Source organism: Jeotgalibacillus soli, assembly GCF_000829435.1.
In the GTDB taxonomy this organism is placed as follows: Bacteria; Bacillota; Bacilli; order Bacillales; family Jeotgalibacillaceae; genus Jeotgalibacillus; species Jeotgalibacillus soli.
This window is the reverse complement of the sequence record NZ_JXRP01000017.1, coordinates 85,264-111,898: the sequence shown is the minus strand read 5'-3', so window position 1 is coordinate 111,898 and position 26,635 is coordinate 85,264. Positions and strand designations below refer to the sequence as shown.

At 38.8% G+C, this 26,635-nt stretch carries 25 protein-coding genes, 1 pseudogene and 1 other annotated feature; of the genes and pseudogenes, 3 read left to right on the top strand and 23 right to left on the bottom strand.

The window, feature by feature from the left end:
- Positions 1–110: 110 nt before the first annotated feature.
- The 4 genes from mecA to KP78_RS09510 all read right to left on the bottom strand — a co-directional run bounded on the left by mecA (position 111) and on the right by KP78_RS09510 (position 3,842).
- Entirely contained in the window at positions 111–764 is a 654-nt protein-coding gene (gene mecA, locus KP78_RS09525) for an adaptor protein MecA (protein WP_041088403.1), read from the bottom strand.
- Between the two features lie 343 nt (positions 765–1,107).
- Entirely contained in the window at positions 1,108–1,503 is a 396-nt protein-coding gene (spxA, locus tag KP78_RS09520) for a transcriptional regulator SpxA (protein WP_041088401.1), read from the bottom strand.
- A gap of 293 nt (positions 1,504–1,796) precedes the next feature.
- Positions 1,797–2,369: a GNAT family N-acetyltransferase gene (locus KP78_RS09515; protein WP_041088400.1), complete on the bottom strand. Its 573-nt coding sequence runs from the start codon at positions 2,367–2,369 to the stop codon at positions 1,797–1,799.
- A 264-nt stretch (positions 2,370–2,633) separates the two neighbouring features.
- A complete protein-coding gene (locus tag KP78_RS09510; protein WP_084219937.1) occupies positions 2,634–3,842 on the bottom strand; it encodes a putative glycoside hydrolase in 1,209 nt (402 codons plus the stop codon).
- A 231-nt stretch (positions 3,843–4,073) separates the two neighbouring features.
- Positions 4,074–4,328 (top strand) — a binding site (T-box leader).
- Positions 4,329–4,397: 69 nt separating this feature from the next.
- Here KP78_RS09510 and trpS point away from each other — a divergent pair.
- Positions 4,398–5,384: a tryptophan--tRNA ligase gene (trpS, locus tag KP78_RS09505; protein WP_041088398.1), complete on the top strand. Its 987-nt coding sequence runs from the start codon at positions 4,398–4,400 to the stop codon at positions 5,382–5,384.
- 148 nt (positions 5,385–5,532) lie between these two features.
- Here trpS and KP78_RS09500 read toward each other — a convergent pair.
- The 7 genes and pseudogenes from KP78_RS09500 to KP78_RS09470 form a co-directional block, all read right to left on the bottom strand.
- Positions 5,533–6,105, bottom strand: a pseudogene (locus KP78_RS09500) (DUF4372 domain-containing protein); the annotation flags it as partial.
- A 225-nt stretch (positions 6,106–6,330) separates the two neighbouring features.
- Positions 6,331–6,537: a YuzI family membrane protein gene (locus tag KP78_RS09495; RefSeq protein ID WP_041088396.1), complete on the bottom strand. Its 207-nt coding sequence runs from the start codon at positions 6,535–6,537 to the stop codon at positions 6,331–6,333.
- A 292-nt stretch (positions 6,538–6,829) separates the two neighbouring features.
- A complete protein-coding gene (locus KP78_RS09490; RefSeq protein ID WP_041088394.1) occupies positions 6,830–7,774 on the bottom strand; it encodes an ABC transporter ATP-binding protein in 945 nt (314 codons plus the stop codon).
- The gene (locus KP78_RS09485; protein ID WP_041088392.1) at positions 7,775–8,830 is read right to left on the bottom strand and encodes an ABC transporter ATP-binding protein; all 1,056 of its coding nucleotides are present in this window, start codon (positions 8,828–8,830) and stop codon (positions 7,775–7,777) included. It abuts the gene before it with no gap.
- A 15-nt stretch (positions 8,831–8,845) separates the two neighbouring features.
- Complete coding sequence (gene opp3C / locus KP78_RS09480) at positions 8,846–9,874, bottom strand: oligopeptide ABC transporter permease (RefSeq protein WP_327063173.1); 1,029 nt, start codon at positions 9,872–9,874, stop codon at positions 8,846–8,848.
- Between the two features lie 2 nt (positions 9,875–9,876).
- Entirely contained in the window at positions 9,877–10,806 is a 930-nt protein-coding gene (gene opp3b / locus KP78_RS09475; protein WP_041088390.1) for an oligopeptide ABC transporter permease, read from the bottom strand.
- Positions 10,807–10,951: 145 nt separating this feature from the next.
- A complete protein-coding gene (locus KP78_RS09470) occupies positions 10,952–12,622 on the bottom strand; it encodes a peptide ABC transporter substrate-binding protein (RefSeq protein WP_041088388.1) in 1,671 nt (556 codons plus the stop codon).
- A gap of 273 nt (positions 12,623–12,895) precedes the next feature.
- On the opposite strand from KP78_RS09470, the gene KP78_RS21205 reads away from it, so the two are divergent.
- Positions 12,896–13,258, top strand: coding sequence for a DUF3899 domain-containing protein (locus tag KP78_RS21205; protein WP_084219935.1), 363 nt, complete (start codon positions 12,896–12,898; stop codon positions 13,256–13,258).
- A 487-nt stretch (positions 13,259–13,745) separates the two neighbouring features.
- Here the strand turns inward: KP78_RS21205 and opp4C are convergent, their stop codons facing one another.
- From opp4C to KP78_RS20655, 11 genes are all read right to left on the bottom strand, one after another.
- Positions 13,746–14,600 (bottom strand): oligopeptide ABC transporter permease, encoded by an 855-nt coding sequence (gene opp4C, locus KP78_RS09460; RefSeq protein ID WP_084219966.1) that lies wholly within the window; start codon positions 14,598–14,600, stop codon positions 13,746–13,748.
- A gap of 69 nt (positions 14,601–14,669) precedes the next feature.
- Positions 14,670–15,635, bottom strand: a complete 966-nt coding sequence (gene opp4B / locus KP78_RS09455) for an oligopeptide ABC transporter permease (protein ID WP_041088384.1) — start codon at positions 15,633–15,635, stop codon at positions 14,670–14,672.
- A gap of 36 nt (positions 15,636–15,671) precedes the next feature.
- Complete coding sequence (gene opp4A / locus KP78_RS09450; RefSeq protein ID WP_052474738.1) at positions 15,672–17,396, bottom strand: oligopeptide ABC transporter substrate-binding protein; 1,725 nt, start codon at positions 17,394–17,396, stop codon at positions 15,672–15,674.
- A 28-nt stretch (positions 17,397–17,424) separates the two neighbouring features.
- A complete protein-coding gene (locus KP78_RS09445; RefSeq protein ID WP_052474737.1) occupies positions 17,425–18,438 on the bottom strand; it encodes an ABC transporter ATP-binding protein in 1,014 nt (337 codons plus the stop codon).
- A complete protein-coding gene (locus KP78_RS09440) occupies positions 18,435–19,463 on the bottom strand; it encodes an ABC transporter ATP-binding protein (RefSeq protein ID WP_041088380.1) in 1,029 nt (342 codons plus the stop codon). Before KP78_RS09440 ends, KP78_RS09445 begins: the two co-directional genes overlap by 4 nt.
- Positions 19,464–19,808: 345 nt before the next feature.
- Positions 19,809–21,050, bottom strand: a complete 1,242-nt coding sequence (gene fabF / locus KP78_RS09435; protein WP_041088378.1) for a beta-ketoacyl-ACP synthase II — start codon at positions 21,048–21,050, stop codon at positions 19,809–19,811.
- A 69-nt stretch (positions 21,051–21,119) separates the two neighbouring features.
- Entirely contained in the window at positions 21,120–22,055 is a 936-nt protein-coding gene (locus KP78_RS09430) for a beta-ketoacyl-ACP synthase III (protein ID WP_041088376.1), read from the bottom strand.
- Positions 22,056–22,268: 213 nt separating this feature from the next.
- Positions 22,269–22,451: a ComZ family protein gene (locus KP78_RS09425; RefSeq protein ID WP_041088375.1), complete on the bottom strand. Its 183-nt coding sequence runs from the start codon at positions 22,449–22,451 to the stop codon at positions 22,269–22,271.
- Between the two features lie 27 nt (positions 22,452–22,478).
- Positions 22,479–22,943, bottom strand: coding sequence for a BMP family ABC transporter substrate-binding protein (locus tag KP78_RS20980; protein WP_268747520.1), 465 nt, complete (start codon positions 22,941–22,943; stop codon positions 22,479–22,481).
- Complete coding sequence (locus KP78_RS20975; RefSeq protein WP_268747519.1) at positions 22,910–23,239, bottom strand: BMP family ABC transporter substrate-binding protein; 330 nt, start codon at positions 23,237–23,239, stop codon at positions 22,910–22,912. Before KP78_RS20975 ends, KP78_RS20980 begins: the two co-directional genes overlap by 34 nt.
- 36 nt (positions 23,240–23,275) lie before the next feature.
- Positions 23,276–23,443: a hypothetical protein gene (locus KP78_RS20655; protein ID WP_235420890.1), complete on the bottom strand. Its 168-nt coding sequence runs from the start codon at positions 23,441–23,443 to the stop codon at positions 23,276–23,278.
- A gap of 227 nt (positions 23,444–23,670) precedes the next feature.
- Here KP78_RS20655 and KP78_RS09415 point away from each other — a divergent pair, with 227 nt between their 5' ends.
- Complete coding sequence (locus tag KP78_RS09415; RefSeq protein ID WP_041088374.1) at positions 23,671–23,853, top strand: YjzD family protein; 183 nt, start codon at positions 23,671–23,673, stop codon at positions 23,851–23,853.
- 43 nt (positions 23,854–23,896) lie between these two features.
- On the opposite strand, the gene clpB is transcribed toward KP78_RS09415, so the two are convergent.
- Positions 23,897–26,497, bottom strand: coding sequence for an ATP-dependent chaperone ClpB (gene clpB, locus KP78_RS09410; RefSeq protein ID WP_041088372.1), 2,601 nt, complete (start codon positions 26,495–26,497; stop codon positions 23,897–23,899).
- Between the last annotated feature and the right edge of the window lie 138 nt (positions 26,498–26,635).

The following is a 26,635-nucleotide window of genomic DNA, read 5'->3' as shown; positions in this document are numbered from 1 at the left end:
TACATTCATTTCCATAATTCCTGCTTTCATTTTTTGTAAATGTATAAATACAGCAAACTATTGAGGATCAAAAAAACTCCTACAAGACAACGTCTCATAGGAGCGATTAGCTATGCAAAAAATTTGCGAACGGTTTGGAAAACGTCTTCATTCATTACGATTTTACCATATTCTTGTAGACGATGAGAAGTTATTTGAGTATCTAAACCGTATTCAAGTAAGATGCTTAAAATATTTTCTACATCGCTTTCTTCAAAAAATTCTTCTGAAAACTCTACATATAGATAATAAACATTTTCAAAGGAGTACAATTTTGTGAAGATTTGATCATGATCAAATCGCCTTGACAATGAAATAAGATCTTCAAAATCTTTAAATTTCATTGTAAAATCAAGGATCTCCTCGGCCTCATGGTCATCCATATCAAAATTTTCCTCTAAATATTCTTCAATCTGGTCATTGACTGAACCATCACGTTGTTTGTCTTCAGGAATTGGCAACTCAAAACGCTGTCCATCTTTTGTCACTTGAGCTTTTGTGACGAGGATTTCTAGCCCTTTTTCGAGTGCCTGGACTTGGATCCATAGAGGTCCTTCAATTGCAAAGTCTTCCTCCTGATGCACTTCATCCATCATTTCCCAGAAGAGTTCTTCACTTTTGTCCCGGTTATACCAGATTTCTTCACGGTCAAATCCTCTTTCTTCAATATCACCGTAAGAAATGTAAAATTTAACTGTATGGTCATTAATACGTTCTATTTCCATCTTTCAACTCTCCCTTCCTGTGTGGTGGATGAAGGGAATCCCCCTCGAGCATAGCTCTGATGCAAACCATTTGTATAGATCATAGGGTGATCTTTCTACATTATTGTATGACAAAAAGCAGATAAAGGGAAATCATATTCTGTCTATTTAATTAAATATAATAGAAGCACCCATTGTTCCTAGAGTGTAGACTATTCAGGTCTTAATTTCAAGCACAAGGATTGAGGGAACTTGTTCAGTCTTTATACGATAATGTGAACAGTAAAATAATGTGATTATTAATCATATAAAAAGACTTGTCCCTTGTTTCATAAAATGGGACAAGCCTTTTTGATTACTATCATCAATTGACCATTCTTTGTGCTTCTAATAACTGATACGTGCGAACCTTCCGCGGAAGGAACCGACGGATTTCGTCTTCGTTGTAACCAACTTGAAGTCTCTTCTCATCCATAATAATCGGACGGCGAAGCAAACCAGGATTTTGTTGTATTAGCTCGAATAAATCTTGTAAAGGCAAAGAATCTAGATCCACATCAAGCTTTTGAAAGATTTTAGATCTTGTTGAAATAATCTCATCTGTACCATCTTCAGTCATACGAAGAATTTCTTTAATTTCGTCGATGCTTAAATTGTCAGAAAAAATATTCCGCTCTGAATAAGGAATTTCATGTTCCTCTAACCATGCTTTGGCTTTTCTACATGATGTGCAACTAGGTGAAGTGAACAACGTTACCATGAACCATTCACACTCCCTTTATAATTTATATTTAATGTAGTTTACGTACTTGTTAAAAGAGACCTCAAAAGCAATTTATTTAAAATCGTTTTAAAGAGATATCTTGTATTCATTATACACAATTATTAAATGAATGAATAGACTTTTAACGAAATTGTCATATTTCCTCTACAAATCGAATATTCATGGGAAAAACTTGCCCATATGTAAGTATTCCCTATTAAGATCCAAATAAACCTCATTTTAACATTCTATTATTTATATTCTCATTTAGCTGTTTTTATTGAAAATGGTTATACCCTTTTTAATACATCCTGTTCATTTTGTTTATTAATTGTTAAAACCTCTTCAACTGGTTCGTATTGTTCTCCATAGAATAGTTTATCTTTATAGGTATGAATCATTTCATATGTCTTTTTCATCGCTTCATAAACCATTTTCTCTGAGGCATTCTTTGGAGCCCAGTAAAGGATTTCCATTCCATTTACTTCGTTTGTTACTAAAGAGCGTCTCCTATATCCAATCGATTTAGCATGCCTGAATCCTTCGCGCTTATAAAATCGCAACCGCTTTTCCGTGTCACTATCTTCATAATTCACTGGCTCGACTTCAAGTATAATTGGCTTATTTTTATCCTTTAGCTTTTGAATGAGTTTATGCCCTAATCCTTCTCCTCTGGCTTCGTTGGAAACAAACAGATAATCTACAAAGGTGAAATCCTCTGTTTCTACATACATTAACACATAATGAGGCCCTTCTTCTTTATAGTATATATCACTTCGTTCTTTTAATAGGGTTTCCATATGCTCCTTCGACTTCATTTCTTCGATAGGAAAATATTCATTTAATTTTTCATACCAATGCATGTCGACCCTCCTTTCTCTTTTTCGAAATCAATGGTTTGAAATAGTTAATTAAATGCGAGGAGCTGAGGTATGTGTAGTATTGTACTAACCGAATGTTTCAATACCCTGATTATTTACGATTAAAACAAAGGCTCTGTAAAACATGCCAGTTGATTTCCGCTCCAATCAACATCGTCCAAAAATCAACAATGATCTATAACTTAGCCAAAACAAAAAAGCGGCTCATTTCCTGAGCCGCCAGTGAAGTGAATTTAGATCGCTACTTTAAGGTGTAAAATCTACACCCTCTGTTGTATACGTATTGCCCGCATTCCATAATAGGTATTCGTGTATGCCGTTATCAGCTAACGCCTTAATTTGAGCCTCTACCTCTGCTGGACCATACACCATATAATTTCCTGCGCCTAAATAAGAAGCAGTAAAATCCTGCAGCCATGGTCTAGAGACTGGTGGTTCTTCTAATTCCGCTAACTTAGCATTTTCAACCTTAGCATACTCACTTACAAGCTTATACGGCTCCAAGTCAGGCTTATCAATCCCGAAATAAGAAGTCCAATGACTTGGATAAATCATGGATGAAATAACGTCCACATGCTCAGAAATTTTATTGAAATTTTGACCAATTCCTGGCGCTTCAGGCAAAGTAGCCGAATAGCCGAAGATATCAACAGAAACCTCTACATCATAAGTTTTAAGCTGCTCAGAAGCATACTCGACAAAGTCTGTTACCGCTTCAACTCGGCGCTGTGTATCATCGTATTCCGAACCGCCATATTCCCCTAAATCATATTGCAGCGTTGTGTCTCTTGTTTCAAAGCCTTCAGGAAAACGTACGTAATCAAACTGGATTTCTTTGAAGCCCATCTTCGCCGCTTCAATCGCAATCTCAACATTGTAATCCCATACTTCTTTTGAGAATGGATTGACAAAAGATTCGCCTCGTCCATTTGCCCAAACCTGGCCATTGTCAACGAATGATAAATCTGGTCTTTCTTCAGCTAGTACTGTGTCTTTAAAAACAACAACACGTGCAATGGGATAAATCTCGTTTTGTTCCATTACCTCTAACATGGCTCTTGGATCTGAGATATACGGTTGTCCTATATTCTCAAATTTAGAACCTTCTTCCGGCACGTATGTTAAGTAACCGAAGTCATCCTTAATATCGATGACCATTGCATTAAGATCTGTTGAATTCATGAGATCAACCAGTGTATCAAAACGTGCTCCACCAGCAGAGTGACCTGTCACATAAATACCGCGAACCGCATCTGGATATTCAAACGTCAGTCCGGAATCATAGACAAATCTCGGCATAGAACTAGGAAATTCCTTTGCTGGATGAACGGTTTCTCTGTGCTGATGCTGCTCAGCAGTTGATGAATCTGATCCTTCTGCCTGAACGGATGTGTGGAATGGTAATGTTAATATCACTACCGCTCCAATTGATGCGAAAAATTGTTTCAGCGCCACTGCTTATCTCTCCTACTCGTTTATTTCCGCACATCATATGTACTCTCTTATTCTAACAAGTTATGGAATCACTTGAAAAGGGCGTTTCAATGATTTTATAAAAATTGTTGGTTAAAGACACAATATTTTCAAGCACATCAAGCTTTTCCCTCTAGAAAACGTGACATAATACCCTATTGGCAATAAATCTTGATTCCTATTCCCTGCCTGGTTATAATGGATAGTAATAATAAGAAAGCAATGAGGAAGAGTAGTACATTCAAAATGTGGTTTAGAGAGCCTGTGGCTGGTGTGAACAGGTGCACAAATGGATGGAATGGACTTCTGAGCTCCTAGGTGAACAATGAATTAGTAGCTAAGGGCGTAGCTCTGCGTTAAAGAGATGGTTTGTGAGTGACCATAAACCGCTAAGTGGTTGTAGGATAAGGCATATTTATCCACGACAATAAAGGGTGGCACCGCGGAAACGTACCATTCGTCCCTTAATATTCGGGGATGAATGTTTTTTTATGTTCATTTTTAGAAATTCATCCAACATCTTTAGGAGGTTATTTTATGAAAACCATTTTTTCTGGGATTCAACCAAGCGGAACGATCACGCTTGGAAATTACATTGGCGCTATGAGGCAGTTTGTCGATCTCCAAGAAGATTACGATTGCTACTTCTGTATCGTAGACCAGCATGCTATTACAGTCTCACAGGAGCGTCTTGCTCTCAGACAAAATATTAAAAGCCTTGCTGCTATGTATATAGCGGTAGGAATTGATCCTAACAAATCTACTTTGTTCATTCAATCTGAAGTTCCTGCACATGCACAGGCAGGCTGGATGCTTCAATGTGTTGCCTACATTGGCGAGCTTGAGCGTATGACGCAGTTTAAGGACAAATCTGACGGGAAAGAAGCTGTATCTGCCGGACTTTTAACTTATCCGCCTTTAATGGCAGCAGATATTCTTTTATATAATACAGATCTTGTTCCTGTTGGTGAGGATCAAAAGCAGCACTTGGAGCTTACTCGGGACTTAGCTGAACGATTTAATAAAAAATTTAATGATATTTTCACAATCCCTGAGGTACGTATCCCTAAGGTTGGCGCAAGGGTTATGTCTTTACAGGATCCACTAAAAAAAATGAGCAAATCGGATCCTAACCAAAAAGGCTTTATCTCCATGCTTGATGAACCTAAACAGATTATCAAGAAAATTAAAAGTGCTGTAACAGATTCTGAGGGTATTGTGAAATATGATAAGGAAAAAAAACCTGGCATTTCAAATATGCTTTCCATTTACTCCATTCTTTCTGAACAAACGATTGAAGAAATTGAAGACATGTATGAAGGTAAAGGGTATGGTGATTTTAAAGGAGACTTGGCTGAAGTCGTGGTACAGCATCTTAAACCAATTCAAGATCGCTACAAAGCTTTGATGGCATCAACCGAACTTGATGAGCTATTGGATGCTGGAGCAGCAAAGGCCAACCAATCCGCCGGTAAAATGCTTAAGAAGATGGAAAATGCAATGGGTTTAGGAAGAAAAAGATAATTATACTACTTCACTAGTAAGCATAAATAATAGCTGAATTTTCAGTCGAAATATTTTTTAGTTTAGAGCCAAAAATAGAAATACCCAATCAAAGGTGGTTCTATCCATTTGGATTATATTTATAATTAGACCTAAATGACGACGACATTTTCCGTAATCTTGAAAGAAAAAAATAGCCATCATCTGTCATGCGATCAAACACATAGATGCATGCTTTGTCATCCACCATGATTTCAAGCTGACCACAAAGATGTTCTTTTGCCGTGTTCATAACGGCTTTTTCAGGGTAAGATACTCCCTTTTCCACGAACACAAGGCGTAAATGCACCTTCACACCCGCCTTTGTTTTCCGGAATTTTGCCCATCTATGATTTGTTAAATTAAGGGGCAAAGTGCTTGAATCAATGATTTTAATGGCATGACGAGTTTTGTATCGTGTGTTTGGCATGAATTTGTGATACCAGGTCAAGGAAAAGCCGTTGAAAAAGATCTGGATTCACCCCATTTAAGCGCCGTGCAACTGTGAAATACTGATTGAATCAAGCTCGATTTCTTTTTGAAGCTGGTCATCGAAAAGACCATCGCTCAGTTCATGCAGACTTTTTATTTCTTGCAGCTGCGCAAAAAGCAGTAATTTTGAAAATGACTCTGTCGTTAATTTTTTCGTATAGACATCTATTTTTAACGTTTTCACATTTTCTTCAAAAAGAGGAAGATTTATTGGTGAAAATCATTGTCCAAATGAAGTTTTTCGTGTAATATTGTCCATGTTTGAGTCCTTTTTTAGTGGATTTGGACGGGTTGTCACCTGATTTATCCATTATAAAGAACTTTTTCTTTGTATAAAATAATAAAATTGAATATTTAAAATAGTTAAATTTAATTAGTGCAACACTAGTGATACTACAATGATAAAGCTGATTGGTTCACATTTATAACATGTGAATCAATCAGCTTTTTTTTGAATAGTCGACAATTGAATTAGGATGGCACCTATTGGAATGCCGTACGTTTCTATGTGACTAAAAATAAACAGAAAATATTCCGATATGGTATACCCAGAAGGAATTAAATTTAAATACACTGCACTATGAATGGTTCCCATGCACAGCATGATAAATCCTACCAGATAAACTGTTAAGCGATAGAACATGTATTCACCTCATTATGTAAGAACGTCTTGTCCTATCCTATGCGCTAACCTCATATTTCTGACAAAAAAAAGAGGCTATCTTTTAAGCAAGTAAATTAACGACTTAAAGAACCTTGTACATTGCTAGTAAATATCATATACCTCTAGCTAATAGCCGGTATTTCTCAATGCAAGGCCAGAGTTTTCAGGATATCCCCATCTCCTTACAAAAAAATATCCACCCGGTAATAATTCCCTGGTGGATAAATTTATTAACATTGAATGTTAAAACAGTACGTTTTTTGGCAAACAATTACTCAGTAGTTACGCTGGAAGTCTTCTTCATCTCTAGGTATTCTTTTTCAGAACAGAGAACAAAGTGACCTGGTGTGACTTCACGCATTTTCACATCTTCTTGGTCTGTGTACTGATGGCTGGCCGGATCATAGGCTACCCTTTTACGATTGCGTTCATATATAGGATCAGGCAGCGGAATCGCTGATAATAAAGACTTTGTATATGGATGCAAAGGGTTGTTATACAGTTGCTCACTTGTCGCAAGCTCCACAAGACGCCCAAAATACATAACACCAATACGGTCACTGATATATTTTACCATTGATAGATCATGGGCAATAAACAGATAGGTTAAACCCTTTTCACGCTGAAGTTTTTTCAAAAGATTTACTACCTGAGCCTGGATTGATACATCCAGCGCAGAAATCGGTTCATCAGCAATGATAAATTCCGGGTCAACAGCCAGTGCACGTGCAATACCAATACGCTGTCTTTGACCACCTGAAAATTCATGTGGATAGCGTCCGGCATGCTCACGATTTAAACCAACCGTTTCAAGCAGCTCGTGGACCTTTTTTGTACGCTCTTCCTTTGATTTAGCTAACCCATGAAGATCAATACCTTCTGCTATAATGTCTAAAACCTTCATCCTAGGATTTAGGGAAGCATAAGGATCCTGGAAAATCATTTGCATCGTACGGTTAAATTTCAGCAGCTGTGCTTTATTTTTCGCTTTATGAACATTTTCACCTTTATAAAGCACTTCTCCGTCAGTTGCATTGTAAAGTCGAATAATCGTCCTGCCGGTTGTTGACTTACCGCAGCCGGACTCACCGACTAAACCAAGCGTTTCTCCTTTATAAATATCAAAGCTGATGCCGTCAACAGCACGCACTTCATTTGCAGTACCTTTGTTGAAATAAAGCTTCAAATCATTGATTTCCAATAACTTTTCTGCCATTTACTTTCCCCCCTTTACAGAATTCATTTCAGGGAATTTATTTTGTCTGCGTTTAACAGCCACAGGAGGATCTACTTTCGGTGCATCCGGATGTAAAAGCCAAGTTGCTGCATAATGAGTGTCGGACACTTTAAACATTGGCGGTTCTTCTAGCAAATCAATATTCATTGCGTACTCATTGCGGACCGCAAATGCATCTCCTTTTGGAGGATTTAATAAATCAGGCGGTGTACCAGGAATCGCATATAAATTCTCATCCATTGTATCTAAGCTCGGCATTGAACTTATGAGTCCCCATGTATAAGGATGCTGAGGATTGTAGAAAATTTCATCTACAGTACCCACTTCAATGATTTTCCCCCCATACATTACTGCCACACGGTCTGCCACATTAGCTACTACACCAAGATCATGTGTAATAAAAATAATGGATGTATCAATTTTCTTCTGAAGATTCTTCATTAAATCAAGGATTTGTGCCTGAATGGTTACGTCTAATGCTGTAGTCGGCTCGTCCGCTATTAGTATTTTGGGATTGCAGGCTAACGCCACAGCGATAACAATCCTCTGTCTTTGTCCACCAGAAAATTGGTGAGGATATTGATTAATCCTCTTTTCTGGTTGAGGAAGCCCTACAAGCTTCAACAGCTCTAACGCACGCTCTTTCGCCTGCTGCTTAGAAACCTTTTGATGTTTAATCAAAGGTTCAGCGATTTGTTTCCCAATTTTCATTGTTGGGTTCAATGATGTCATAGGATCCTGAAAAATCATTGAAATTTCTTTCCCCCGAATTTTTTCCATTTCTTTATCTGATAGCTCAGCCAAATTTTTTCCTTCAAATAATATTTGGCTGCCTGCTTTGATTTCGGAGTTAGATTTCGGAAGAAGACGCATAATTGATTTCGTTGTTACGGATTTTCCAGATCCAGATTCTCCAACGATAGCGAGTGTCTCACCTTTTTTTAATTCAAAATTCACTCCACGAATCGCTTGTACTTCTCCAGCGAATGTATGAAATGAAATCGTTAAATCTTGCACTTCTAGAATGTTTTTCATACTTCCCACCAGCCTTTAGTCTCTCATTTTTGGATCAAACGCGTCGCGCAGTCCATCTGCGAGCAGATTAAATGTAATCATTAACAAACTGATCACGATCGAAGGAAACAGCAATTGGTACGGGTATAGAAGCATTACTTTAAAGCCTTCTTCAATTAGCGTACCTAAAGAAGCATCCGGCGGCTGCAGACCAAGTCCAATAAAGCTTAAAAATGCTTCGAAGAAAATTGCGTTCGGAATTGTGAACATTGTATTAATGATAATTACACCAACCATATTCGGTAATAAGTGTCTAAAAATAATTCGCAAATCTGTTGCACCTAACGTTTTTGACGCAAGAGCAAATTCCTGATTTTTCATTTTTAACACTTGGCCTCGAACCACCCTGGCCATCGTCGTCCATCCTGTTATCGCCAAGGCTAAGGTAATGGAAAGAATCCCTGGCTCTAATACAAGAATCAGTAAGATAACAATGACAAGATTAGGAATTCCGTTAAGAATTTCAATAACACGCTGCATAGCACTGTCAACTCTGCCACCAAAATATCCTGAAATTGCACCATAAGATACCCCGACAATCATGTCAAGCGCTGTAGCTAAAAATGCGATTAATAATGAAATTTGTACACCTTCCCATAGTCTAGTGAAAAGGTCTCTTCCCAGTCCATCTGTACCGAACCAATAGTATTCTTCAATTCTTTTATCTTCATAAGGAGTTAAAGTATCACCGTTACGGCTCGTTAATGTACCATCAAAGGGTAACCAGCTTATGTTTTCTAGCGCGGCAATTCTCGGAGGCAGATTAGAATGTTCTGCTCTTTGAACTTCGCCATCATAACCACTTAAAAATGGGCCAACTAACGCCATAAATATTAATAAAATTAATAGTACTAAGCTGACAATCGCCGCTTTATTTTTACGGACACGCAGCCATGCATCTTGCCAAAAGCTCAGGCTTGGCTTTTCAATTTTTTCAATCAAAGATTGATCTATTTGTGCAGGTTCAAACATTTCTTTCGGGAAACGTTTTTCTGGATGATTCACCATCAATTTTTCCCCCCTGACAATCTGATACGAGGATCAATAATACTGTATAAAATATCAACCACCAGGATAATAAAGATAAATAACGCAGCAAATAGAAGAGTAGTTCCCATAATCACTGGATAATCACTTACCTGAATGGATTTAACAAATTGTTCACCCAGCCCAGGGATTGCAAAAACTCGTTCAACTACAAGCGAACCAGTCATCAAACTTACTGCTAATGGACCTAGCACCGTAATAACCGGAATCAACGCGTTGCGCAGTGCGTGCTTGAACGCAACTTCAAAAGAAGATGCACCTTTTGCTCGCGCTAACGTGATATAGTCAGAGCCCATAACCTCAACCATTTCTGTTCTCATAAAACGGGCGGCAATGGAAATTGGGAAAATGGAAAGTGCGATGGTTGGCAATATTGAATATTCCCACCCACGCCAAAAAGCGACTGGAAGCAATCCGAGTTTAACCGCAATATAGTATTGCAGCATAGCGGCAAAAACGAATGATGGAATCGATTTTCCTAAAACTGCAACTAGTGTAGATCCATAATCAAGCCATGTGTTTTGTCTTAGAGCAGCAATCACTCCAAGGAAAATGCCAAAAATGGTACCAAAAATCATCGCTTGCAGACCCAAAGTAGCTGAAGGTCCCACACGGTTCATAATTAATTGAGTTACATCTGTATTATTAAATTGGAAAGAAATACCCAGATCCCCTTTTAGGATGTTGATCATGTAGTTTGCATATTGGATAGGAATCGGTTGATCAAGTCCGTACTTTGCATTCATAATCGCAAGCTGTGATTCTGATAACTTACTCGCTGCTGAAAACGGAGATCCTGGAATCAGCTTCATAAGAAAAAATGTTAAAGAAGCTATAAGAAATAGAGTAATCAGCATTAAAATCACTCGCTTAAGCAAATACTTCCACATTAAAATACCTCCATTCTTAAAACGTCATATAATTCTCCGTAATTTGATAATTCGGATAACGGAGAAAAAGAGAGTATTTTGATTGATATACTCTCTCTTCCCTCTAATTATCCAATATTGACTTAATAACTGGTTTGAACCATTCTTATTCGTTAATTGAAATTGGGAAGTAGCTGTACTCAGGACCTACAAAGTGATAAGTAAATCCGTCAACTTTTTCATTAACAAGAATGTTAGCTTGGCGCTGGTAAACAGGGATAATTGCTGCATCCTCTTCTAACAGCACACGCTCAGCTTCTTGAAGAGCAGCAAAACGAGCAGCTGGATCATTCGCTAAAGTTGATTCAGCATCCTTCAGCAATTTATCGTATGCTTCACTTGAGTAAGCCATGTGGTTGTTTCCGCCATCTGTAATCCAAAGATCAGAGAAAGAAATAGGATCTAGATAATCTGGTCCCCAACCAGCAAACTGAAGATCATAATCCATTGATGTATCTCTTTCAAGACGTACACTAAATGGTACACTTTCAAGATTTACTGTTAAGCCTTCAAGATTTGTTTGCAGCTGATCAATAATGAACTCATCCGTTAACTTCGCTGTATCTGTGTCTCCACCTAGGTAACGAAGTTCTACCGTATCAGTTCCAAGCTCAGCAAGACCTTGAGCCCAGAATTCTTTTGCAGCCTCAGGATCATACTCAAGAAGGTCTCCATTTCCTTCGCGGAAATCTTCTCCGGTTTCAGGGTTTTGTACAAATTCCTTAGGTACTGAATAATTAGCTGGAATTGAACCATTGTTCAAAATATTGTCTGTTAAAGATTGTTTATCAATTGATAGTGCCAAAGCACGACGAATATTTTCGTTTGCAAGAGCTTCATTTTGTTGATTCATTTTAATCCAGAAAATTGTTGGCTCTAACCATGAAACAAGGTTAGGGTCACCTTCGTACTGAGGTACTAATGCTGACGATAGCTTGCTTGTAATATCAGCTTCACCAGATTCGTAAGAATTAACAGCCGTTTGTGGATCTTTTACAACATTAAATGTGATTTTTTCTAAAGATACATTTTCAGCATCCCAGTAGTTTTCGTTTTTAGCATAAGTCCATTCTGCTGCGGTATTGCCTGTCCAATTTTCAAGAACGAATGGACCATTATATAGAAGAGACTCTGCATTAGCTGCAAATTGATCTCCTTGTTCTTCAACAAAAGCTTGGTTTTGTGGATAGAACGTTGGGAACGCCATTAGAGAAGTGAAAAAAGAAATTGGTTTTTCAAGTGTAACTTCTAAAGTTTTTTCATCAACTGCAACTGCACCAAGTGTACTTGGTTCCGCACCATCATTGTAAATTTCAGAAGCGCCTTTGATCTTACCTTCCATTAAGTAAGGACCATAGCTTGAACCGCTATCAGGGTCTAATGAACGTTGCCATGCAAATACAAAATCGTTTGCTGTTACAGGTTCACCATTTGACCATGCAGCATCCTCTTTAATTTTAAAGGTGTAAACAAGGCCATCCTCGCTTACTTCCGGCTCACCATCAGAAAGTGCAGGAACTGCTTCCTGATCTTTATTTAGACGGAATAGCCCTTCCATTACGTTGTTCATTGTTGAGAAACTCACTGTATCTGAAGCCAGCATGGTATCCATTGATGGAATTTCAGCGGTTTCAATAACACGTAATTCTTGTGGTGCGCTTGATTCAGCGTCATCGCTTGTGCCGTTTTCTTCAGTAGCGTTATCGCCGCCGTAACAAGCAGCAAGAAATACACTTAGTACAAGTGTTAAAGCTAAAAATGGTATAAACTTCTTCATTTTTCATTGGCCCCCTTAATTTTTCTGAAAATAGTTACAAAAATAATTATACAACTTTTTTGAGTTTTGTACATAATTTGTTCCGTAAAATTGAAAAAATTACTTTATCACTAAAAAGTAATAAAGAGTTTTCCTGAAAAATTTTCTTTTTTGTTAAATTCCTTCAAATTATTCCTTTATTATCAAATTGAAAGCGCATTTAACTATGTTTCTTTACTAATTGCTCTTATCATTCTAATTAATATAAGGTAAAATAATTAAAAGCAGGAGGGATTGCAATTGTTTTTATACTTCATACTATTATTATTTATCGGATATTTCTCTATTTTTGCTATATCAATATTGTATTACGAAAATCTGAATTTATTAAATTTTATTAATATTTCATTTTTTTTAGGTGGTTTTTATTTATTTTTCTCCATTTCTGTATTTATTTTAAGTTCAGGATTCTTCGATCTTGTTACCAATAGCTTTAGAAAAGCTTTTTCTAGAGGAAAACCTCTAGATAAGGAAGAATTTGATAGCATGCGCTCAGTATCTGAAGCAATTTCAGTTATAAGAATTTCACCATTTTTAATGTCAGGGAGTGTCATATACGCCGTTATGATCATCGCGTTAATCGTTTACTATTCCTAATTAGTTAATCAGACGATCCTTTTATAATATGGCGTGCAATCATTACTCTTATTCATGACTTTATTAAACGTGTCTGTTAATTGGAGGTGAGGAGGCCCACTGTCCGCCCCCCGGAACGCGAGCGCCTCCTCACCTTCAATCAATGCTGTGCGAAAATCAACAATGGACTTTAAAAGACCTTTATTCATAAGATATACATTGACCGTTTAATTCTATTATTTTTGTTTTTTCTATACTGGCAATTAACCATAGATGATAAATGAGAACAACAAAAAAGCAGAAAGCTCCTTCACACTCTGCTTTTTCCCAATTCAAAAAACTGCATTAAAGTTGATTTAACGATATCTATATCTCGTTTCTTAAAAATTATCCTATTACATGCATAGATAAATAGAAGAAACTAGTATTATTCCCTTATGTATTACATACAAAAATAGCTTACATTGACCCGGATCGAGTCAATGTAAGCTTTTAGAAAACGCCTCTGTCAACGGAAAGATTTAGGGTTTAAAGCATCTTTTAATCCTTCACCAATAAAGTTAATGGAAAGGATCGTCACGGTTAAGATAATAGCAGGCGGCATCCAAATCCATGGTTTATTACGAAGAACATCCGCCTCTTGTGAAGCGGTAAGCATATTCCCCCAGCTTGGTATACTTTGAGGAACCCCTATACCTAAAAAGCCCAGGGCAGACTCTGCTACGATTAAAGTAGCGAATAAGATTGTTGCTTGAACAATAATTGTAGATAACACGTTAGGCAATAGATGCTTAATGATAACAGCTGAAGGCTTGCAGCCAATTGAGATCGCTGCCAGGATGTACTCATTCTCTTTTTCAGCCAAAATTTTACTTCGTACAATACGAGCAACGCCACCCCAGCTTAGCAGACTGATAGCTGCAATTAATACCCAAAGCCCATCCACAATACCAAATAGAATTGTATTTAATACAATAACGAATACGAGAAATGGGAATGTTAATACAAAGTCAGTAAAACGCATTAACATCGTATCTATGTTTCCGCCATAATAGCCTGCTATTGACCCTACAAGGGTTCCAAACAAGATTACAAGCGCAGTACATGAAATTCCCACTACCAAAGAAATACGCCCGCCATAAAGCAGTCTAGTGAACACATCACGACCGGCTTTATCTGTTCCTAAAATGTGCTCACCGCCAGGTTCTAGCGACATTTGCCCTATATTTACGCGCGAAATATCTTGCGTCGTAATATAAGGGGCTAAGAATGATACAATCATGATTGCAAGCAGAAAAAAACTGCTTATCATTGCTAGTTTATTACGAAAAAACTTCCGTCTAGCAATTGCCCAAGGAGACATATTAACTGTTTTCTCTTGCGGCTTATTTGAATCTGCTGTTACGTTCACCACAGTTCGACTCCTCCTCCATTAATCTAGACGAATTCTTGGATCAACAACACCATACAAAATATCGGCAACCAGGTTTCCAGCAAGCGTCAGAACCGATAACATCATTGTTATCGCCATCAACGTTGGATAATCACGATTAAATACGGAATCAATAAATAGCTGTCCAATGCCCGGATAAGTAAAAATGGTTTCCGTGATGATCGCTCCACTAATTATTGTGGCAATATCAAACCCAAGAAACGTGACTAATGGGATGATCGAATTACGCAAAATATGAACGTTATAGATTTTAGACGTCGGTGTACCCTTGGCACGAGCAGTACGAACAAAGTCTTTTCGGCTATTTTCTATAATATCATTACGCAAAAATTGCGTATAACTTGCTGTACTCAAGGCTCCAAGAACGATAGCAGGCATAATAACATGATGGATACGGCTCATCCAATATTCAAACGTGCCTTGCGTGAGTCTAATATCTACCGAACCGCTATATGGAATCCACCCCAAATTAAAGGAGAAGATATAAATCGCAAACACACCCGCAATAAACGACGGGATTGCTAAACCTAAGTAATTTAATCCTCCTATTATATGGTCACCAATTGTATAAGGTTTTCGACCTGCAATGATCCCCATTGAAAAGGCTAAAATATACGTAATTAACAATGATGATACACCTAGAAAAACTGTATTTGGGAGCTTTTCTAGTATCAAGTCAGAAACAGGCATTTTATATCGTGTTGATTTCCCAAAGTCACCCTGAACAAAATTACTAATCCAATTAAAATATTGTACCGGAAGCGGATCATTATATCCTAAACGCTCACGCATGTCTTCTATGTACTCAGGATCAGTATTATTTGGATCAATTTCCCCACTGAGAGAGTCTCCTGGCATCGCTTTCGCCAGGAGAAACACTACAATGGAGATAAGGAGAAGCATTGGAATCATTCCTAATATGCGTCGAATTGTATACTTTAACATGGATACTCTCCTTATCTAACATTACTACTGCATCAATTATTCTGTAACAAACCACTCATAAGGGCTGTTTTTACCAGAGACATCGAAAGTTACGCCACCCATACGGTTGCTAAGCGCAGTAATATCTTGCAGTTCAGCAATGAAGATCATTGGAACTTCAGATGTTACAAGCTCCTGCCACTGAACGTAAAGATCTTTACGAACATCTTGATCTTCTCCAACGATTTCTAAGTTAAGGGCGTCAGCAAGAAGTTTGTCTGATTCTTCATTTTTCCAACGTGGGTAGTTCCAAATTTGGTCAGAACCCCAAAGTGCTGTTGGATCCGGATCAGTACCAGTTCCCCATCCGCCAAAGAATGTTTCAATTGATGGATCATCTTTTTCTACCATTTCGTAGTAAAGGTTAACCTCTGTCATTTCAAGTTCAGCATTGATTCCGATATCATTCCAATATTGAACGATCGCTTGTGAACGAGCTTCAAATGTTGGATTCGAAGTTGCATAGTGAGAAAATTTTGCTACAAAAGGCTCTCCATTTGGATCTTCAACAAAACCGTCGCCGTCAACATCTACGTATCCAGCTTCTTCTAGCAATTGTTTTGCAAGCTCTGGATCATAATCATAAACATTAACATCTTCAGAGTCAGCTGCGATCCAGTGATTAGATGGAACTGGACCATTAACAGGCAAACCGTATCCGAAGAAGAAAGCCTCGATCCACTCTTCACGGTTAATTGCATGTGCCATTGCTTTACGCAGGTTCAAATCAGCGTATTTATCTTTGTCTTCAGTGATTTCATTTGTTTGAGCGTTAAATGTACCTAATTTAAAACCAACGTAGTAATAAGTTAAAGCAGGATATACTTCTACAGTTATGTTATCAAGTGCTTCTACTTCTTGTCCATTTACTGGCGCAAGATCAATCATATCAATATCGCCTTGTCCAATTGCACCAACTACTGTGGAGCTATCAAGGACTTGTACAATAATGCTGTCAAGTTTTGGTTCACCTTGCCAATAATCATCGAATTTCACAAGCTCAATTGACTCACCAGGAACGATGTTTTCAACTTTGAATGGTCCGATACCTACTGGATTTTGGCGAACCTGTGGAGAAGCTGACATTTCAGCTACAGGAATGTCAGCAAATTGTGCACGAGACATTGGGTATTGCCAAACATTCTCAAGGTTGTTCACACGAGCTTCGTCAAATGTTATTTCAACAGTGTAGTCGTCAATAACGTTAATACCAGAAATGGTTTCAGCAGAGCCATCATTTTTTGCTGGAGCACCTTCAATTGTTTGTACGTTCGTATAACGCGGACCGTCATAATCTGGATCTGCAATTGTTTCTAGCGCGAATACCCAGTCATGCACTGTTAGTTCTTCGCCATCATGCCATTTAACCCCTTGTTCAAAGGTAAACGTATAAACTTTATTATCTTCAGTTTCCCATGAGGCAATATGCGGCTGTGGAGTTAAGTTCTCATCATAAGTGATAAGTGACTCATCAAATAGGTCAAGGACCTCTTTATCAGTAGCGATTCCATAAAATGCCCAGTTGAAAAGACCTTCCGGAACTGCTTCAATACCATAAGTAATTGTACCGCCTTCAGCAGGCTCTCCAGCAGGTGCTTCCGCTTGATCGCCATCTGCGTCTCCGTCATTCGTGTCGCTTCCACTGTCTGAGCTACAAGCTGCTAAGAAAGCAGAAAGCACTAACAGCATTGAAAGCATAAGTAATAGTGACTTTTTCTTCATTATGTCTTTCCCCCTAAAATGATTTTATTTAATAAAGAATACATGCTACTTGATGACCAGGTTTCACCTCCTTTAATACAGGCTTAACCTTCGAACATTCTTCTTTTGCCATTGGACATCGAGTATGGAACGCACATCCTGTTGGTGGGTTTTGCGGGCTCGGTACATCGCCTTGCAGGACAATGCGCTCCTTTTTCTTTTTTGGATCTGCTTCTGGTATAGCGGAAATTAATGCTTGCGTATAAGGATGTAAAGGTTCTGCATATAAGCTTTCATTTGAAGCAATTTCAACCATATTACCTAAATACATCACACCAATTCGGTCACTCATATGTTTAACAACACTTAAATCATGAGCAATAAACAAGTACGTGAGATCGAATTCGCCTTGCAGCTCTTTTAATAGATTCAATACTTGTGATTGTACAGACACGTCTAAAGCTGAAACTGGTTCATCCGCAATGATCAGCTTCGGTTTTAGTGCAAGCGCTCGCGCAATACCGATGCGCTGACGCTGTCCACCTGAAAACTCGTGTCCATATTTGTCATAAGCTTCAGGAGGAAGCCCTACGCGTGAAAGAAGTTCTAAGACTTCCTCTTTCAGTTCTTCTTTGTTTCGTTTTTCAAAGTTTCGGATTGGTTCTGAAATAATACTTCCAACACTTTGAGTCGGATTTAGTGAGGCGTACGGGTCCTGAAAAACCATTTGAAAATCACGTCTTGCTTTTCGAAGTTCAGCACCGGTAATATTTGTAATATCTTTGCCGTCAAAAATAATTTGACCTTCAGTCGGTTTTAATAGACGTAAAATCGTTCTTCCTGTCGTTGATTTACCACAGCCCGATTCCCCGACCAGTCCTAGGGTCTCACCTTTTTTAATTTCAAATGATATATTATCGACAGCCTTTACATGACCGACCGTCCTTTTAAGAAATCCACCTTTAACAGGATAGTAGGTTTTTAGATTACGAATATCTAAAAGGGTATCCTTCACAACCTTACCGTCTTGCCGAATAGCTTGTTTTGTTTCTGTGGTGCTCATCGCTCACCGACCCTTTCCACTTGCCTGCTATTGTCGTAAAGGATGCAAGCAACCTCATGCCCCAGCTCATCTTCTGCGAGCAATGGGGTTATTGTAAAGCATTCAGGCATCGCTTTTGGACAACGATTGGCAAACCTGCATCCATCCTGTGGCATTTTTTGAATAGATGGCACCAGTCCCTCAATCGTTTCAAGCTTCTCTTTTTTCTCATCCATTTTTGGAATAGCACCCATTAGAAGACGAGTGTATGGGTGTTTAGGATCATAAAATAATGTTTCCACGTCTGTGCGCTCAACAATTTTACCTGCATACATAACAATGACCTCGTCACAAATTTCAGCGACGACGCCTAAATCATGCGTGATCATAATAATGGACATATCGTTTACTTCTTGAATGTCTTTTAAAAGCTCAAGTATTTGAGCCTGAACTGTTACGTCAAGAGCTGTGGTTGGCTCATCTGCGATCAAAAGCTTCGGCTGACATGCAATAGCTATTGAAATCATGACACGCTGTCTCATCCCGCCTGAAAGCTGGTGCGGGTATTCATCCACGATCTTATCTGGACGAGGGATCCCGACGCTTTTTAAAAGAGCAATACTTTTTAACCTTGCTTCTTTTTTACTAATATTCTCATGGTTCAGCAGTACTTCCTCCAGCTGATATCCGATTGTAAATACTGGGTTTAAAGCCGTCATTGGCTCCTGGAAAATCATTGAAATATCTTTACCGCGCATTTTATTCATTTCGCGTTCAGATAGCTTTTCGATATTTCTACCCTCAAATTTTATTTCTCCTCCGCGAATCTCGCCAATACCCTTTGGAAGGAGCTGCATGATGGACAGTGACATAACGCTTTTTCCACATCCGGACTCACCGACTATTCCGACAATTCTTCGCCGATCAACCTTAAACGACACTTTTTCAACGGCATTATAATATTTCTTGCCTATTTTAAAACCAGTTTGAAGGTCCTTTATTTCTAGAAGTGGTGTATCGTTCTGTACTGAAGTTAGTCTAGCCATTTGAACACCTCTAATATTTCTTATTTTCAAACAATTTATATTATTTGTATAAAATACTATTACAAATAGATTACATTTTCAACTTTTTTTTGATAATTTTTAAAATTAATACTATTCAACCAAATGAAACCCTTGGTAATATTGGGGGCTTTCGATAAATTAAATTATGAATTTCTTTCACTTTTGTGCATAAAAGCTTTAAATCGTTAATATATTAACTTGTTGTTTTGAATAGAGTAAAACTTTGGAGTTATATTACAATAGAATGTATGAATATCCATTCATAGAAAAAACCGGGATGCAACATTAGTTGCATCCCGGTTATTACATATATGTCTTTATCTATTAATTTGAATAGGATTTAAATACAATCGTTGCATTATGTCCGCCAAAACCGAGAGAATTACTCATTGCTACGTCAATATCGGCTTTTCTTGCTTTATTCGGGACATAATCTAAATCACATTCCGGATCCGGTGTTTCCAAATTTATGGTTGGAGGAAGAATTTTTTCCTTCAAAGCTAGAATGGTAAAAATCGCCTCTACTCCTCCAGCCGCTCCAAGAAGATGTCCAGTCATTGATTTGGTTGAGCTTATCGGAAGCTTTCTCGCGTGCTTTCCAAAGACTTCTTTAATTGCCATCGTCTCATATTTATCGTTATAAGGAGTGCTAGTGCCATGGGCATTAATATAGCCTACTTCTTCAGGATTGATTCCAGCATCTTCAAGAGATTGCTTCATTGCGCGAACGCCGCCTTCTCCTCCTGGAGATGGGGCCGTAATATGAAAGGCATCTCCGGTTGATCCATACCCTACGATCTCCGCATAAATAGGAGCACCACGCTTAACAGCATGCTCAAGCTCTTCTAATACGAGAATACCGGCCCCTTCTCCCATTACAAAGCCATCACGGTTTAAATCAAATGGACGACTTGCAGTAGACACATCTTGGTTTAACGTCAGCGCAGTATTTGCTATAAATCCGGCCATCGCCATTTGTGATATTGGTGCTTCTGCTCCACCCGTAATCATGGCATCTGCATCACCACGCTGGATGACCTTAAACGCATCTCCAATTGAGTTCGTTCCGCTTGCACAGGCAGTTACCGTACAAGAATTCATCCCTTTGGCTCCTAAGGCAATCGACACTTGTCCTGCTGCCATATCAGGTATCATCATTGGGACAAAGAATGGGCTTACGCGACGATATCCTCGATTTAAAAAGGTTTCGAATTGTTGTTCAAATGTCTCCATCCCACCAATTCCAGATCCAATCCAAACACCGATTCTTTCTGCATTTGACTCATTGATTTCGAGTTTTGCGTCCTCAACAGCCATTTTCGAGGAAACAACTGCGTATTGAGTAAACCGGTCCATCTTACGTGCTTCTTTTCTTTCCATATAATTTTCTATATTAAAGTCTTTTAGCTCTGCCACTGCTCTCGCAGGAAAATCATCTCTATTTAATCTTGTTAGCTCACCGACTCCTGATTTTCCTGCAATGATATTAGTCCAAGTAGATTCAACATCATTACCTAATGGAGAAACCATTCCTAAACCAGTGACTACTACGCGCCGTTTAGACATTTCTACCGTCATCTCCTTACCATTATTTTCTGATCATCTTATCCTATTATATAGCCTAGCTTTTCCTGTCTATCTACCCCAACGCAGTACAACCGCTCCCCACGATAGTCCTCCGCCAAAACCTACCATTACCAGCACATCATCATCTTTAATTTTCCCATTTTCTAGATCTTCAACAATCGATATCGGAATAGATCCAGATGATGTATTTCCATATTTTTGAACGGTCTTTGACATCTTTTCATCAGGGAGGTCGAGTCGTTGTCTAGCAGATTCCATAATGCGAATATTTGCCTGATGGGGGATTAAATAATCTACATCGTCTTTTGTCAAACCCGCTTTTTCTATGACATTAATGCTTGATTCACCCATTTGGCGAACAGCAAATTTAAAGACTTCCCGCCCATTCATCACAATACCATCTGGACCCTGGTAAAGCTCCTTACCGCCGGAACCATCTGTTCCTAGTTCAAACGACAATACACCTCGATCACCACTAACTGGACCCATGACCATTGCCCCCGCACCATCTCCGAATAAAACGGCTGTATTACGGTCATCCCAATTTGTAATTTTAGACAGCTTTTCAACGCCTATAATTAGCACCTTGTTATAAGCCCCATTTTCTATAAACTGCTTAGCTGTTACCATCCCATACATAAAGCCTGCGCATGCAGCTGATAAATCCATGGCTGCAACTTTTTTTGCCCCTAATCGTTCCTGCAGCATACTTGAAACAGATGGAAACGGCTTATCAGGCGTAACAGTTGCGACTAGAATCATGTCGAGTTCCTCTGGCTGAACATTTGCATCTTCTAGCGCTTTTAAAGCTGCTTCATAGGCCATATCTGAAGTGTTTACATCGTCTCCAGCAATACGGCGTTCCTCAATCCCTGTACGTGTTCGTATCCATTCATCTGTTGTGTCCATTTTTTTTTCAAGATCAAGGTTTGTTACAACGGTATCCGGAAGATAGCGCCCAATTCCCAGTACGCCTGCTCGCATACAAATTCCTTCTTTCTCCCATTTAGGACCAAGCCTAAATGATGTATAGTAAAAAACTATTATCAATTATTATGACTTGGTCCTAATTTTATATGATCCTGTTCTTTATTTCAACTCTGTATATCAAAAAAAGAGCACAAAGCTCATCTGATCAATTCGGTTTGTTCCCCTTTTCCAAAGTTGATCTATAGCCTTGTGCTCTAAACATATTCATTATTTTGTTGCTTCTTTACGACCTAGTTCATAGGCATCGTTCATTGCTTTAGCAAATATACCCATAAACGGCTGCAGTGCTTCAATGGATACTTCAATGCCTGCTTGTTCCATTCTCTCTTTTGCTTCAGGCAAATATTTCATTGCAATTGCCATAAATTCCATTGTTTTATCTTGTGACATTCTATTCTCACCTTTCTGCTTTAATAATTATGGACGAACAGCGGAGGCTTCCAATTGCCCCGTCTCACGGTAATGCTCTACGGCCGTTAGGATTTCTTCCTTAAAGGCTTGATCAACCTCGGGACTGAATGCTCCAAGTGTAATCATATCATCCTCAAAATCAAACGATAACAAACCGGACGGCAAAGTACCATTCATTTGTCTTTCCATAACCCAATTATACACTTTTCCTGCATGCTGAACAGTGCTGGTTAATACCGTTCCACTTCCAAGTTCAGCTTGATCTGCCACATAACCAATCGCAAAAAGACCATCTTCTTTTAATTGCTGGATAACTTCAATGTTGAAACCATCCCCTGCTGGATAAACAACATCAACATCATTTTGCTTCATATTTTCTAAGGCATTTAGCGCTGCTTCCTGATTGTCCCAGTCATCTGTATAGTGAATGGATACCATTATGGAAGGATGTTGCTTTTGTGCTCCATCCATATAGCCTTCACTTCAGGCTGCCATTCCTTAGCCGCAATCACACCTATTTGCTTGCTGTTTGATTGGTGTGCTGCGACCATTCCCGCAAAAAATCCCCTTGCATATCCTTCAAAGTTTAACGTTGTAGTATTCTCTTCTGTTGCTTCACCGTTAAAGCTGACGAAATGGATATCCGGGTAGTCGACTGCAATTTTGTTGAATGGAGAGACATATTCTTCACCATGACCAAATATAATTGAGACGCCCATTTTTGAATATTCTTCAACGATGTGACGAACCCCTTCTTCTGATGTCATATTTTCTTTATAATAAATGTTATGACCGTATTGATTTTAAATGGAAAGTAATCCTTTATAGCCCTTTTCACCCCACACTTGATCATCGATTGTTCCTGGAACTAATAAGCCAACCGCTTGTGGTTCGTTAATTGACGAGATTGAAGAGCAGCCTGCCAACCATACAGCGAATATCAGCATAAAGAACCATTTAAATAAATTCATTTGTAGACCCCTTACATTTAATTCCCATTTATTCAAGTATATTGTACTAGTGCTTACTGATTTTAGATAGAGTTACTTCCTGACGAAGCTTACGAATATTGTCACAAAACAGCGAAAAGGTTTTCATTTTTTACGATTGTCGTTCTTTCTTTTGATCAAACTTGTGATAAAATAAGAGACGAGTATTTTACCCAGCTATAGCAGGAATAAGAAATGAGGTGACTTCCTTGCCGTATATTTGGACATTTATTTGGTCATTTCTACTTATTCAGATGACCACATATGTTGTAAGTTCTATGAACGGAGTGCCGTTTGATTTTATGACAGGTCTTATTCTTTCTGTTCTCACGACGGTGATGATTTTCGTTCTTGGAGCGATCATCCCAGCACCACAAGCAGAAGAACATTAAAAAAGCCATGATCCCGCTTTTGATTAAGCGGAATCATGGCTTTTTATTTATCTTTCGGCATTACTGTCAGGCCATTATTCCCAAGTTCCACATAGACGGTTTGATGAGATTGGATCTTCCCCTTAATTAATTCCTTAGCAAGAACCGTTTCAAGCTCCCGTTGAATGTATCGCTTCAATGGTCTTGCACCAAAAGCAGGATCGTAGGCAGCTTCAGCAATAAATGCTGCTGCTTCATCAGAAACAACTAAGTTAATATGCTGTTCAGAAAGCCTAGTGCTTAATTCATTTACGAGCTTTTGAACAATACCACTCATATGCTGAGTCGACAATGGTTTAAATAACACGATATCATCGATTCGATTTAACAGCTCAGGCCTAAAATGCCTTCTAAGTTCTGCCATCACTTGATCGCGTACTGCAGATAAAACTTCTTCACCGGGCTTTTCAAGCATATAGGACGAGCCAAGATTCGAAGTCATTATGATAATGGTATTGCGAAAATCGACCGTTCTTCCTTTCGAATCAGTAATTCGACCATCATCCAGCATTTGAAGTAAAATGTTAAAAACCTCCGGGTGGGCTTTTTCAATCTCATCCAAAAGGATGACAGAATACGGTTTTCTTCTAACCGCTTCAGTCAACTGGCCGCCTTCTTCGTACCCAATATATCCAGGAGGTGCCCCAATTAATCTGGCCACCGCATGTTTTTCCATATATTCGGACATGTCAATGCGAATCATCTGCTGCTCACTGTCAAAAAGCGTCATCGCAAGCGTCTTTGCCAGTTCTGTTTTTCCAACTCCGGTAGGTCCTAAAAAGATAAAAGAACCAATTGGACGATTTGGATCCTTTATTCCGGCACGTGCTCGAATAACGGCTTCACTAACAAGCTGAACTGCTTCAGGCTGACCGATCACTCTTCGGGCTAAAAGCTCCTCAAGCTTAAGTAGCTTTTGACGCTCACCTTCCATTAATCGATCAACTGGAATTCCCGTCCACCTTGCTACGATACTTGTAATTTCATCCTCAGACACCTCTTCACGTACAAGTCTGTCTTCCCCTTTATGCTGTGAAATTTCCTGTTCAAATTTTGCAAGCTCCTTCTCAGCAATAGGAATACGGCCATGTTTTAGTTCAGCAGCTTTCGTTAAGTTATAATCTCCCTCCGCCTCCTCCAGCTCTCTTCTTAATTGCTCGAGTTCTTCTCTTTTTTGCTGAAGTGTTTTAAGAGACTGCTTTTCATGCTCCCATTTTTCTCTCATTGCGTCGCTTTTTTCTTTCAAATCGGCTAATTCCTTACGTAAAGCAACTAATCTTTCCTTACTTGCCAGGTCTGTTTCTTTTGACAGGGCCGCCTCTTCAATCTCAAGCTGCATGACCCTTCTTGTAGATTCATCCAGCTCTGAAGGCATGGAGTCAATTTCAGTACGAATCATGGCACATGCTTCGTCCACCAGATCAATGGCTTTATCGGGGAGAAAACGATCGGTAATGTATCGGTTAGATAGCGATACAGCAGCAACTAATGCACGGTCATGTATATTGACTCCATGGTGAATTTCAAAACGTTCTTTTAATCCCCTTAAAATTGAAATGGCATCCTCTTCATTAGGCTCCTGAACCAACACCTGCTGAAAGCGGCGTTCAAGAGCAGGGTCTTTTTCAATATATTGACGATGTTCGTTTAATGTTGTAGCCCCGATACAGTGAATTTCTCCTCGGGCCAGCATTGGCTTAAGCATATTTCCTGCATCCATTGCGCCTTCCGTTTTCCCTGCACCAACGATGGTATGAAGCTCGTCAATAAACAATAAAATTTGACCATTGCTGTTTTTGACTTCTGCGAGTATAGCCTTTAATCGTTCTTCAAACTCACCTCGGAATTTCGCACCTGCTACAAGTGCACCCATATCCAATTCAAACACGGTCTTCCCCTTAAGTCCTTCCGGTACATCCTTTCGCACTATTCGCTGGGCTAATCCTTCAACAATCGCTGTCTTCCCAACACCTGGTTCACCAATTAAGACAGGATTATTTTTTGTTTTTCTCGATAAAATTCTTATCACATGACGGATTTCTGCATCACGTCCGATGACTGGATCCACCTTGCCAAGACGTACTTCCTCAACGAGATCACGTCCATATTTAGACAAAGCTTCATATGTAACTTCAGGATTTTGTGATGTCACTTTCCGGTTCCCCCTAATCGCATTAACTACTTCTCGTATTTGATGTTCTTCAATCTTCTGTTTCTTTAAATAATTTACGGGTGATGTATAGGGAAGTTTCATTAGTGTAAGCATCATATGTTCAACAGAAACATATTCGTCCCCATATGCCTGCTGTTCCTCCGTCGCGTAATGAAACCATTGTTGAACCTGATTTGATACATGCGAACCATATTTCACTTGTTCACCGCTTACTACGGGAAGATTCATTATCTTTGTTAAAATAAATTGGATAAGATCAGAGCTTTCTATTTGGAGTTTATTTAAAATTTGACGAGCGAGTCCGTCTGAATCTTGTAACATGGCGAGAAATAAATGTTCGACTTCAATGATCGTGTGTCGATGTTCAACAGCTAGCTTTTGACCGTTTGTAAATGCTTCCTGAACCTTCATCGTCATTTGTTCCGGATTCATATTATCACCTCTTTGACCTATTTTGACCTTTTGAATATCGTATCATCTTCTTCACGAAATTGTAAAGAGTATTAACTTTACATGATACAAGTTAGATGATTAAATTAGGATTAGTGTTTATTTTGAGATCATGATTAA